Source organism: Mycobacterium sp. DL, assembly GCF_039729195.1.
GTDB classification, from domain to species: domain Bacteria; phylum Actinomycetota; class Actinomycetes; order Mycobacteriales; family Mycobacteriaceae; genus Mycobacterium; species Mycobacterium hippocampi_A.
Map to the genome: position 1 here is coordinate 4,953,854 of NZ_CP155796.1, position 11,704 is coordinate 4,965,557.

The 11,704-nt window shown below is 65.7% G+C and carries 11 protein-coding genes; 4 read left to right on the forward strand and 7 right to left on the reverse strand.

Annotation, left to right across the window (positions count from 1 at the left end; all coding sequences use genetic code 11):
- Positions 1–27: 27 nt before the first annotated feature.
- Positions 28–1,221 carry a cystathionine gamma-synthase gene (locus tag ABDC78_RS23685; RefSeq protein ID WP_178361118.1) on the forward strand — a complete coding sequence of 398 codons (1,194 nt, stop codon included), beginning with the start codon at positions 28–30 and terminating at the stop codon, positions 1,219–1,221.
- On the opposite strand, the gene glpX is transcribed toward ABDC78_RS23685, so the two are convergent.
- From glpX to ABDC78_RS23705, 4 genes are read right to left on the reverse strand one after another with little or no spacing between them, the layout of a single operon-like run.
- A complete protein-coding gene (gene glpX / locus ABDC78_RS23690) occupies positions 1,218–2,213 on the reverse strand; it encodes a class II fructose-bisphosphatase (RefSeq protein ID WP_256736356.1) in 996 nt (331 codons plus the stop codon). The two genes, ABDC78_RS23685 and glpX, sit on opposite strands and share 4 nt — an antisense overlap.
- Positions 2,213–3,934, reverse strand: coding sequence for a glycerol-3-phosphate dehydrogenase/oxidase (locus ABDC78_RS23695; protein WP_178361119.1), 1,722 nt, complete (start codon positions 3,932–3,934; stop codon positions 2,213–2,215). The genes glpX and ABDC78_RS23695 overlap by 1 nt, the downstream gene beginning before the upstream one ends.
- Before the next feature lie 55 nt (positions 3,935–3,989).
- The gene (gene glpK / locus ABDC78_RS23700; RefSeq protein ID WP_178361120.1) at positions 3,990–5,504 is read right to left on the reverse strand and encodes a glycerol kinase GlpK; all 1,515 of its coding nucleotides are present in this window, start codon (positions 5,502–5,504) and stop codon (positions 3,990–3,992) included.
- Between the two features lie 27 nt (positions 5,505–5,531).
- Entirely contained in the window at positions 5,532–6,290 is a 759-nt protein-coding gene (locus tag ABDC78_RS23705; protein WP_347133534.1) for an MIP/aquaporin family protein, read from the reverse strand.
- A gap of 256 nt (positions 6,291–6,546) precedes the next feature.
- On the opposite strand from ABDC78_RS23705, the gene ABDC78_RS23710 reads away from it, so the two are divergent.
- Positions 6,547–7,317, forward strand: a complete 771-nt coding sequence (locus ABDC78_RS23710; protein ID WP_178361122.1) for an IclR family transcriptional regulator — start codon at positions 6,547–6,549, stop codon at positions 7,315–7,317.
- On the forward strand, positions 7,314–8,822 hold the full coding sequence (gene glpK / locus ABDC78_RS23715; RefSeq protein WP_178361123.1) for a glycerol kinase GlpK: 1,509 nt from the start codon (positions 7,314–7,316) through the stop codon (positions 8,820–8,822). The genes ABDC78_RS23710 and glpK (ABDC78_RS23715) overlap by 4 nt, the downstream gene beginning before the upstream one ends.
- Positions 8,823–8,828: 6 nt before the next feature.
- On the opposite strand, the gene ABDC78_RS23720 is transcribed toward glpK (ABDC78_RS23715), so the two are convergent.
- The 3 genes from ABDC78_RS23720 to ABDC78_RS23730 all read right to left on the reverse strand — a co-directional run bounded on the left by ABDC78_RS23720 (position 8,829) and on the right by ABDC78_RS23730 (position 10,700).
- On the reverse strand, positions 8,829–9,506 hold the full coding sequence (locus ABDC78_RS23720; RefSeq protein ID WP_178361124.1) for a GPP34 family phosphoprotein: 678 nt from the start codon (positions 9,504–9,506) through the stop codon (positions 8,829–8,831).
- A gap of 47 nt (positions 9,507–9,553) precedes the next feature.
- A complete protein-coding gene (gene greA / locus ABDC78_RS23725) occupies positions 9,554–10,048 on the reverse strand; it encodes a transcription elongation factor GreA (RefSeq protein WP_178361125.1) in 495 nt (164 codons plus the stop codon).
- A 229-nt stretch (positions 10,049–10,277) separates the two neighbouring features.
- The gene (locus ABDC78_RS23730; protein WP_178361126.1) at positions 10,278–10,700 is read right to left on the reverse strand and encodes a DUF4307 domain-containing protein; all 423 of its coding nucleotides are present in this window, start codon (positions 10,698–10,700) and stop codon (positions 10,278–10,280) included.
- A 130-nt stretch (positions 10,701–10,830) separates the two neighbouring features.
- On the opposite strand from ABDC78_RS23730, the gene mca reads away from it, so the two are divergent.
- The gene (gene mca / locus ABDC78_RS23735) at positions 10,831–11,703 is read left to right on the forward strand and encodes a mycothiol conjugate amidase Mca (protein ID WP_178361127.1); all 873 of its coding nucleotides are present in this window, start codon (positions 10,831–10,833) and stop codon (positions 11,701–11,703) included.
- The last annotated feature ends 1 nt before the right edge of the window (position 11,704 follow it).

Genomic DNA, 11,704 nt, shown 5'->3' on the forward strand with positions numbered 1-11,704 from the left:
CGGCGTTCCCGGCTACCCTGATCGACCATGAGCGAGAAGCGCAGCGCGGCCGATCACTACCGGGCCTACGGACCGGCCACCAAGGCCATTCACGCCGGTTACCGGCCTGACCCCGCCACAGGCGTGGTCAATGCGCCGATCTATGCCAGCTCGACGTTCGCCCAAGACGGCGTCGGCGGCCTGCGCGGGGGATTCGAATACGCACGCACCGGCAACCCGACCCGGGCCGCCCTGGAAGCGTCGCTGGCGGCGGTGGAGTCCGCCTCCTACGCCCGGGCGTTCAGTTCCGGGATGGCCGCCACCGACTGCGCCCTGCGGGCACTGCTGCGGCCCGGCGATCACGTGGTGATCCCCGACGACGCCTACGGCGGCACGTTCCGGCTCATCGACAAGGTCTTCACGCTGTGGGGGATCAGTTACACCGCCGTGGCGCTTCCGGACCTGGACGCGGTCCGCGCGGCCCTCACCGACCGCACGAAGCTGATCTGGGTCGAGACACCGACCAACCCGCTGCTGTCGATCGCCGACATCGGTGCGATCGCCACGCTGGCCGCGGAGTCCGGGACGAAGCCCAAGGTCCTGGTCGACAACACCTTCGCGTCGCCGGCGCTGCAGCAGCCCTTGTCGCTGGGCGCCGACATCGTGCTGCACTCGACGACCAAGTACATCGGAGGGCACTCGGACGTGGTCGGCGGGGCGCTTCTGACCAACGACGACGGCCTCGATGAGGCATTCGCGTTCCTGCAGAACGGTGCGGGTGCGGTGCCGGGTCCGTTCGACGCCTACCTGACGATGCGGGGACTCAAGACGCTGCCGTTGCGGATGCAGCGCCACAGCGACAACGCGGCCCTGATCGCCGAGTTCCTCGACGGGCACCCCGCCATCGACACGGTGCTCTACCCGGGGCTGCCGAGCCATCCCAACCACGACGTCGCCGCCCGGCAGATGAGCGGCTTCGGGGGGATGGTGTCGGTCCGGCTTCGTGGCGGGCCCCAGGCGGCACGGGACTTCTGTGCTCGCACAGAGATTTTCATCCTCGCCGAGTCTCTGGGCGGCGTCGAGTCACTGATCGAGTATCCCGGTGCCATGACGCACGCCTCGACCGCCGGATCCCAACTCGAGGTGCCCGACGACCTGGTGCGACTGTCGGTCGGTATCGAAGACGCTGCCGATCTGCTCGGCGATGTCGAGCAGGCGCTGGGCTCGTTGCCGCAGAGTTAGACGAACTCCTGCAATTTCGACAGGCTGTGAAAAGCGTCGATGATCCGGACGGTGCCCGATTTCGCGCGCATCACGATTGACTGCGTATGGGCGCCGCCACCGCTGTACCGGACACCGCGCACAAGATCGCTGTCGGTGATACCGGTGGCGGTGAAGAACACGTTCTCGCCGGCGACGAGGTCCTCGGTGAGCAGCACGCGATCCAGATCGTGCCCGTGGTCGATCGCGCGCTGACGTTCCGCATCATCCTTCGGCGCGAGCCTTCCCTGTAGAGCGCCGCCCATACAGCGCATCGCGGCGGCGGCGATGATGCCTTCGGGGGTCCCTCCGGTGCCGATCAGCATGTCGGTGCCGGAGTCCGGACGCGCGGCCGCAATAGCTCCGGCGACGTCGCCGTCGGCGATCAGCCGGATTCGGGCCCCCGTGTCGCGGACCTGTTCGATCAGCGCACTGTGTCGGGGTCTGTCGAGAATGCACACGGCGATATCCGACACCGAAAGCTTTTTCGCCTTGGCGACCCGGCGCACGTTCTCCGCAACGGGCGCGGTGATGTCGATGACGTCGGCTGCGTCCGGACCGACAGCGATCTTCTCCATGTAGAACACCGCGGACGGGTCGAACATGCTGCCACGCTCGGAGACCGCCAGCACTGAGATCGCGTTGGGCATGCCCTTGGCCATCAGCGTGGTGCCGTCAACCGGGTCGACCGCGAAGTCGCATTCGGGTCCGTCGCCGTTGCCGACCTCCTCACCGTTGAACAGCATCGGGGCCTTGTCCTTCTCGCCCTCACCGATGACGACGACGCCGCGCATCGCGACCGTGCTGACGAGTTGGCGCATCGCGTTGACCGCTGCGCCGTCGCCGCCTTCCTTGTCGCCGCGGCCGACCCAGCGGCCCGCCGCCATCGCACCGGACTCCGTGACGCGGACCAGTTCCAGCGCCAGGTTGCGGTCCGGGCGCATGTGCAGCACCGTGGCCTCGCTCTGCACCATCACAGACCCCCGCTCTGCTGCGACGTTCCGAGGCGGACATCGGGGGCGCCGAGTCGGGACGCGTCGGCAGTCAGGTCGTCTGCCTGGTGCTGGGAATCCCTCTCTGCGGCGACCCGCGCGTCGTAATGTTCGAGTTCACGCGCGATGTCGGTGTCGTCCCAGTCCAGCACCGGTGCGATCAATTCGGCGATCTCGCGGGCGGCGGCGATGCCCCGGTCGGGGACCTCGATCGAGATCCGGGTGCGTCGGGTGAGTACATCCTCCAGATGCCGAGCACCCTCGTGGCTGGCGGCGTAGTACGCCTCCACCTTGAGATACTCGTCGGCACCGGCGAGGGACTCGCCGAGTTCTGGCTGCTTCTCGATCAGTTCCAGCAGCTCGGTGATCAGCGTGCCGTAGCGCCCCAGCAGATGCTCGATCGTGGATTCTCGCAGACCCACCCGGTCCGCGGTCAACCGGCGCGAATTCCACGCAGCGACATACCCGTCGGCCCCGACGAGCGGAACGCGTTCGGTGCAGGACGCCGGCACCTTTCGTTCGAGTCCGTGCACCGCCGAGTCCACCGCGTCTTCGGCCATGACCCGGTAGGTCGTGTACTTGCCTCCGGCGATCACGGTGAGGCCGCGCACCGGACTGGAGACGGCGTGCTCTCGCGACAGCTTGCTGGTCGAGTCGGATTCTCCGGAGAGCAGTGGCCGCAGTCCGGCGTAGACCCCGACGACGTCATCCCGGGTGAGCGGATCGGCTAGCAGCGAGTTCGCATGGGCCAAAAGGTAATCGATGTCGGTTTGGCTGGCGGCGGGGTGGGCGAGGTCGAGGTCCCAGTCGGTGTCCGTCGTACCGATGATCCAGTGGCTGCCCCACGGGATGATGAACAGCAGGCTCTTCTCAGTACGGGTGATGATTCCCGTCGCCGAGTTGATTCGGTTCCTCGGGATCACGAGGTGAATCCCCTTGGATGCCCGCACCTTGAATTGTCCTCGGCCCCCGACCATCTCCTGAATTTCGTCGGTCCACACCCCGGCGGCGTTGATCACCTCACGGGCCCGGATGTCGAACTCGCGCCCACTCTCCAGATCCCGCACCGTGGCTCCGACCACACGCTCACCTTCTCGAAGGAATCCGATGACCCGCGCACTGTTCGCGCACAAGGCACCAAACTGAGCTGCCGTCCGGCAGAGCATCATGGTGTGCCGCGCGTCATCGACCTGTCCCTCGTAGAAACGCACAGCGCCGCGGATGGCGGATCGATTGCCGGAGGGGAAGGACTCCAGGGTTTTTCGCCGGCTCAGGTGCCGATGATGGCCTGGCACACCGCGTCCGGCACCCATCACGTCGTAGACTCCGATACCCAGCCCCACGTAGCCGCGGTCGATTTTCTTCTCCAGTGGATAGATGAACGGCACTGGGCGGGCCAGATGCGGGCACAGCGTGTTCAACACCAGGCTGCGCTCACGCAGCGCTTCGAATACCAGGGCGAAATTGAACTGCTCCAGATAGCGCAACCCGCCGTGGAACAACTTGCTGGAACGGCTCGACGTGCCGGATGCGTAGTCTCGGGCCTCGACCAGTCCCACCTTCAAGCCCCGCGTGGCAGCGTCGAGCGCGGCCCCGCCGCCGACCACCCCTCCACCGATGACAAGAATGTCGAGTTCTTCGGTGCTCAGCCTGCGTAGGGCCTCTGAACGCTCAAAAGGGCTCAAGGGTTGTGCAGTGCTCATGTCGTCGACTCCTCGGAAAGCAGTGTTTTGTAATCGAATTGGTGGATCTGGCTCATCATCCGACGTCGACCCAGTCGAGTGACCGCTGGACCGCTTTCTTCCAGCCGGCGTACCCCTCGGTCCGTTGCTCTACGCTCCAGGCCGGTGTCCAGCGGCGGGACTCGTTCCAGTTCTCGCGCAGCTCATCGGTGTCGTTCCAGAAACCCACTGCCAGACCGGCCGCGTAGGCGGCACCGAGCGCCGTGGTCTCGGCGACGACGGGGCGGCTGACCGGTACGCCGAGGATGTCTGCCTGAAGTTGCATACACAGGTTGTTGGCCGTCACTCCGCCGTCGACCTTCAGCACCTCGAGGTGCACACCCGAATCTGCTTCCATGGCCTCGGCGACGTCACGACTCTGGTAGCAGATCGATTCGAGGGTGGCGCGTGCGAGGTGGGCGTTGGTGTTGAACCGGCTCAGGCCGACGATGGCGCCGCGAGCATCGCTGCGCCAGTAGGGGGCGAACAGGCCCGAAAATGCTGGGACGAAGTAGATTCCGCCGTTGTCCTCGACTTGGCGCGCCAGAGTCTCCACCTCGCTTGCGCCCGCGATGATCCCCAATTGGTCGCGCAGCCACTGCACCGCCGACCCAGTTACCGCGATGGACCCTTCAAGCGCGTAGACGGGGGCATCGGTGCCGAACTGGTAGCACACCGTGGTAAGCAGCCCGTTCTTGCTGCGGACCAGGTCAGTCCCGGTGTTGAGGAGCAGGAAGTTGCCTGTGCCGTAGGTGTTCTTGGCTTCCCCCGGCGCGAAGCAGACCTGGCCGAACATCGCCGCCTGCTGGTCGCCGAGAGCGCCGCTGAGTGCGATTCCGCCGTAGGGGGTCCTCGAGCATGTCCGCCCGTACAGGTCCGGATCCGATGACGGCCGGATCTGGGGCAGCATCGCCCGCGGGATGTTGAAGAACCCGAGCAACTCATCGTCCCAATCAAGTGTCTCCAGGTTCATCAACATCGTCCGGCTGGCGTTGGTGACGTCGGTGACGTGGATACCGCCGTCCACTCCGCCGGTGAGGTTCCACAGCAGCCATGAGTCGGTGTTGCCAAAAAGTGCGTCACCGTTCTCGGCGTCTGCGCGGGCTGCGGGAACGTTGTCGAGAATCCACGCGATCTTGCCGCCCGAGAAATAGGTTGCCGGCGGCAGACCGGCCTTCTCCCGGATCACGTCGCCCTTGCCCTCTCTCTCCAGGGCGGTGGCGATCTTGTCGGTCCTGGTGTCCTGCCACACGATCGCGTTGTAGTACGGGCGCCCGGTCTTCTTGTTCCACACCACGGTGGTCTCGCGCTGGTTGGTGATACCAAGCGCCGCAAGGTCACTCGGCTGCAGCTTGGCGCTGTTGATCGCGGTCTGCAGCACCGACGTGGAGCGTTCCCAGATCTCCACCGGGTTGTGCTCCACCCAACCGGGTCGGGGCATGATCTGCTCGTGCTCGAGTTGATGTTTGCTCACTTCGTTCCCGGCATGATCGAAGATCATGAACCGAGTACTCGTCGTGCCTTGATCGATCGCGCCTACGAACTCAGGCATGGCTGCTCCTTCAGTGTGATGTGTCGACTACTGGTTGGTCGGTGAAAGGGGTTCGTGGGGCAGAAAGCGTGCGATGCAGTACTTGTACAGGGCTCCACCGATGACCGCGCCGATCAGCGGGCCGAGGATCGGTACCCAGAAGTACAGATTCCCGTACTGATCGCGCCATGCCCCGTCGTATCCGGTCAGGTACGACACCAACCGCGGGCCGAAATCACGTGCCGGGTTGATGGCGTACCCGGCGTTGGTGCCCCACGCCATACCGATCGCCACCACCAGTAGGCCGACGATGAACGGTGTCAGGTTGGCCAGCGGTGCCGAGTTGCGGGCATCGGTGATCGCGATGACCAGCAAGACCAGGATGGCGGTGCCGATGATCTGATCCCGAAGCGCTCCCAGGTCGCTGACCGGCAGCGTTCCATTTCCGGGGAGTGTGGAGAACACACCCTGGCTCTTGATGGTGTGGCCCGGGTCGAACTTGGCGAGAACCTCGCTGTAGTTCCAGCGCACCAACAGGGCGCCGACGAACGCCCCCGCCACCTGCGCGGTCGCATAGGGGGCCACCTTGCGCCAGGGAAAGCCGTGGAAGAGCGCCAGTGCGAGGGTCACCGCCGGGTTGATGTGTGCACCACTTATCCGTCCCGCGACGTAGATGCCCAGCATGACGCCCAGGCCCCAGGCCCAGGCGATGCTGTCGTGATCGCCGATGTCGGCGGCAACAACCTGCGCGACCACGCCCACCCCGAACAGGATGAGGACCATGGTGCCGAAGAACTCGGCCATCATCTCGCCGGCGAGGGAGGGAACTCGTTCCTCCGCGGAGGGCAGGTCGATGGTTGGTTGTTTCTGTGCGTCTGTTGTCATTCCGGCTCCCCTGATCGTCTGTGTGATCTGAGTAGTGGTTCGGCTGAGATGTGACCGCGATCTCACCGGACGTTAGCGATCAGGGTGAGTCCGGCCAATGGCCCGGATTCGGCATGGTCGAACCGGCGGGGTTCGGCAATGCCGAACGGGTGGGGCGGGTCGGAGATACGCTGTGTCGGTGTCCGTGCCGGTGCAGTCGGTAGAACGAGCGGCCGCGATCATCCGTGTGCTGGCAGCCGAACCGGAACCCCTGACCCTCGCGCGCGTCGCCGAGGCCGTCGGACTGGCCAAGGGGACAACCCACGGCCTGTTGAAGACTCTGCTGGCCGTGGGTTTCGCCGAACAGGAAGCCGGTACCGCCCGCTACCGGATCGCGCCACTGTTGTTTCGGCTCGGGACGAGTCGGATCGACCTCAATCTGCTTCGGTCCCGCGCGATCAACTGGACCGACGCTCTTGCCGCTCGATCGGGGGAGGCAACCCAGGTGGCGGCGTTCCGCGACGGTCACGTCGTGACGGTGCACCGCATCGTTCCGCCGAACGCAACCGAAAAATCCCTCGGTGGTGGACCCGAAACACCGTTGCACGCCTCCGCGGTGGGAAAGATTCTGCTGGCACACGATGTTGGGGCGTATCGCAGCATCGACAGCGTCGTGCTCGACGGCTTGACCTTCCACACGATCACCAACAAGGCCCGGCTGGACATGGAACTGGCAGGCGTGCGGGACGAGGGCTGGGCCGGTGAGGTCGAAGAATGTGAACCCGAGATCGCCACGCTGGCTGCCCCGATCCGCAACCAGCACGGATCGGTCGTGGCCGCGGTCGGCGTCGGCGGCCATCTCGACCGGATCTGTGACCCGCGTGGCCGACCACGCCAGGCGCTGGTCACGCTGGTCGTGCGCACAGGCCGGTCCATCTCCCGTGAGCTCGGGCACGGGAGGAGTCAGTGACCGAGTACTACGTCGCCGCGCTGGACCAGGGGACGACGTCGAGCAGGTGCATGGTGTTCGACCGGCATGGCCATATGGTTTCCATTGCCCAGCGCGCTCACCAGCAGTTCTTTCCCGGTCCGGGGCATGTCGAACATGACGCCGAACAGATCTGGCAAACGATCCGCTCGATCATCCCGGAGGCGCTCGCCGACGCCGGTATCGGCGCTGACCAGATCATCGGGCTGGGAATCACCAATCAGCGCGAAACCACAGTCGTCTGGGACCGCCACACGGGACGGCCGGTGCACCGCGCCATCGTCTGGCAGGACATGCGCACCGTGGACATCATCACCAGGATCGCCCGCGACTTCGACGCATCCGATATCACTGCCCGTACCGGTCTGCCACTGTCCACCTATTTCTCCGGACCGCGGATGCGCTGGCTGTTCGACCAGGATTCCAGCCTTCGTCCGAGAGCTGAGCGTGGCGACATCCTTTTCGGCACGATCGACAGCTGGCTGCTGTGGAACCTGACCGGAGGAGTGGACGGCGGCGTGCACGCCACCGACGTCACCAATGCGAGCCGGACTCTGCTGATGAACCTGCAGACACTCGACTGGGATGACGAACTGTTAGCGATCTTCGACATTCCCCTTCAGATGTTGCCGCAGATCAGACCAACCCTGGCCCACTTCGGCGCCACCCGGGATCCCATCGAAGGCATCGAGGTGACCGCGCTGATCGGCGACCAGCAGGCGGCGCTGTTCGGACAGACTGCCTTCGACGCAGGTGCGGCGAAGTGCACTTTCGGCACCGGGAGCTTTCTGCTTCTCAACACTGGTGCCGACATCGTCTCGTCGAGCCACGGGTTGATCAGCACGGTCGCCTATGCGATCGAGGGCGAGTCGCCGGTCTACGCGCTCGAAGGGTCCATCGCGGTAGCAGGTGCTCTCGTGGACTGGTGCCGTACCACCCTGGGTTTCATCGACGCCTCTCCCGAGATCGAGACCGTCGCGAACACCGTCGCCGACAACGGCGGCTGCTATATCGTGCCCGCCTTCTCCGGACTTCTTGCGCCGTACTGGGATCACGCGGCGCAAGGGATCGTTGTGGGTCTCACCGGTTACACGAGTCGGGGTCACCTTGCCCGGGCGATCCTCGAGGCTGTCGCATTCCAGGTGTGCGACGTCGTCGACGCAATGGACTCCGATGCCGGTCTGTCGACCCGATCGCTCGCTGTCGACGGTGGAATGACTTCCAACAACCTGCTCATGCAGACGGTGGCGGACCTTCTCGGGGTGCCCGTGGTGCGTCCGATGATGACCGAGACGGTGGCGCTCGGCGCTGCCTATGCCGCTGGCCTCAGCGCCGGGTACTGGCCGGACAAAGCGGTGCTGCGGCGGAACTGGCAGCGCGCCGCCGAGTGGTTGCCGGCGATGGAGGATTCACGGCGTGAGGCCGAACGTGCCCGCTGGTTCGAGGCTGTGCAACTCGCATCGGAATGGGGTCGGGCAAGACGATGACCGGCATCACGACCTTACGAGTTCGGCCAGGGCCTGGCGGACCGCGGCCGCGGTGACCGCGAGGTTCACCTCGGGCAGTGCCGTCGGTGACTCGTCGACCCAACTGCCGCTGGCGATTTCGCCGGCGCGGGCGTGCACCCAGCGCCACCCGCGGTCGTTGAGACTGAGCAGCGCACCGAGTCCGTCCGCAGCGTGCAGGACGGTGATGATGGCAGCCGTCGACGGGGCCGGCGGCGTCCGGTCGAACAGCGCGGACAGCAGCGCTGCGCGTGCCGGCCCGGCGCGATCCCGACTGGTCAACGGAAAAGTCGACGTGCGGTTGAACCGCTTGCCCGACAACGTGCTTCGACGAACCTGCCCGGTCTGCTCCAGGTGCGCGACCAGTCGGCCCTGGGTGTGCTTCGTGAGCTTCTTGATCGCCGCACCCGGCTTCAGCGGCCGCGCCTGCAGCAACTCGAAGGCGGGTCCGGTGACAGGGTCGGTGAACCCCGGGGCGTTCAGCGCCACCAACCGTCCCGGCGGAACCGATTCGCCCTGGACCGCCGGACGGATACGGCATGCGTGCGCAAGGTCGAGCAGGGTGGCCGCGGCGAGCACGTGCTCTCGACGCGGACTGTCCAGCCCGGGTGAAGCGGCTGCGTTGTCGACGAGCAGCAGGAACAAGTCCTCGGCGATCTGCGCCATGGGCTGGAGGGTATCCCGGGCGCTCAGAACCTGGTGGGGCACACCGGTCAGGAGTGGTAGGGCTCCGCGCTGACGAGTGTCACCGTGACGGTGTTGCCGTTGGGGATCCGATAGGTGCGAACGTCGCCGACCTTGGCGTCGATCAGGGCCTCGCCCAGCGGCGACTTCGGTGAGTAGACCTCGAGCTTGCCGTCGCTGACGCCCTGCTCGCGGGTGGCGATCAGGAACGTCTCGGTCTCGTTCTCGTCCTCGCCGTAGTAGACCTTGACCACCGAGCCGGGAAGCGCCACGCCGGACTGCTTGGGTGCCTCGCCCACCTTGGCGTTGTTGAGCAGTTCCTGCAGCTGACGGATCCGGGCCTCTTCCTGGCCCTGCTGCTCGCGGGCGGCGTGGTAGCCGCCGTTCTCCCGCAGATCGCCTTCTTCGCGGCGGTCGTTGATCTCTGCGGCGATGATCGGCCGGTGGGCGATCAGCTGGTCGAGCTCCGCCTTCAGCCGGTCGTAGGCCTCCTCGGTCAACCAGGTGACCTGAGTGTCGGTCATGTCGTCGCGCTCCTGTCGTCGTTGCTTCCGCGCTTGCCGCTGAGAAGTTCTGACACGGCGCCGGTAGTCGTCCTCCGTGTATTACCGCGATCGCAGACGCTCAATCCGGCGCGCCCAAATGCAGCAATACACGGCCCCAGCAGGAACCGTGTATCGCTCCATGATAGCACCGGACGGATACCCGGTTTTCATGATTTGGGCGTTGAACGTTTGTTGTGCGGCCGCGCCGCTACCCGCCCACCAGATACGGCGGCACGTCGCTCCCGCAGCCGTAGACGTCACCGACCGCGGGCGGTCTGCTCGACGTCACCAAGGCTGTCACCTGCACCGTCGCCGCCGTCGACGGTGTCACCAGGACCTCGCGCCTTCCGGTTTCGATGCCCTCGTAGGAGCGGGCCCGAATGATGCACACCACGGGCTGGGACGGATCGTCCCGGGTGACGCTGACCGTCACCTCCACGGTGTTGCCATCGACGATCCGGTAACCGGCCACTTCACCCTTGACGTCGCCGGCGCCGAATCGCACGAAGGCCACCGCGGCGATCGCCACGCCGGTGATGACCACCAGCACGGTGAAGCCGATGGCGATCCAGCGCCGCGTACGCCGGGGCAGCTGCTGCCGTCCGTAACGGGCGGTGGGACGCTCGATCATCTCGTTTTGCATGCCCGTCGGTCGAATGGGTGTACTAGGACTGGAACTATAGGGCCAGAGGTTGTGGTTGAACTCAGGCGTGAGTGTCAGCGTGAGTGTCCGTGCAGGTGAGCAGCTAAGAGGGAAAAGGTTGAGCGAACTGCGGTTGATGGCCGTACACGCCCACCCGGACGATGAGTCCAGCAAGGGTGCGGCGACCATGGCGCGCTACGCCGACGAGGGCGCGCGCGTCATGGTGGTGACCCTCACCGGTGGCGAGCGCGGCGACATCCTCAATCCGGCGATGGACCTGCCCGATGTGCACGGCCGGATGACGGAGATCCGTCGAGACGAGATGGCCAGGGCCGCGGAGATCCTCGGGGTCGAGCACCACTGGCTGGGTTTCGTCGACTCCGGGCTGCCCGAAGGTGATCCACTGCCCCCGCTGCCGGAGGGCTGCTTCGCGCTCGAACCGCTGGAGATCCCCACCGAGGCGCTGGTGCGGGTGATCCGTGACTTCAAACCCCACGTGATGACCACCTACGACGAGAACGGCGGATATCCGCACCCTGACCACATCCGCTGCCATCAGGTGTCCGTCGCCGCCTACGAAGCGGCCGCCGATCACCACCTGTTCCCTGACGCCGGCGAACCGTGGAACGTGCACAAGCTGTACTACAACCACGGGTTCCTGCGGCAACGCATGCAGGTGCTGCAGGACGAGTTCGCCAAGCACGGCCAGGAGGGCCCGTTCGCGAAGTGGCTGGAGAAGTGGGATCCCGACGACGATCTGCTGGCCAAGCGGGTGACCACCCGGATCGAATGTTCGAAGTATTTCGCCCAGCGTGATGAGGCACTGCTCGCGCACGCCACCCAGATCGATCCGAACAGCTTCTTCTTCAGCACGCCCATCGAGTGGCAGCAGCGTCTCTGGTCGACGGAGGAGTACGAGTTGGCGCGGTCGCGGGTCCCGGTGCGACTGCCCGAGACCGACCTGTTCGCCGGAATCGAGGGACGCGGGTGAG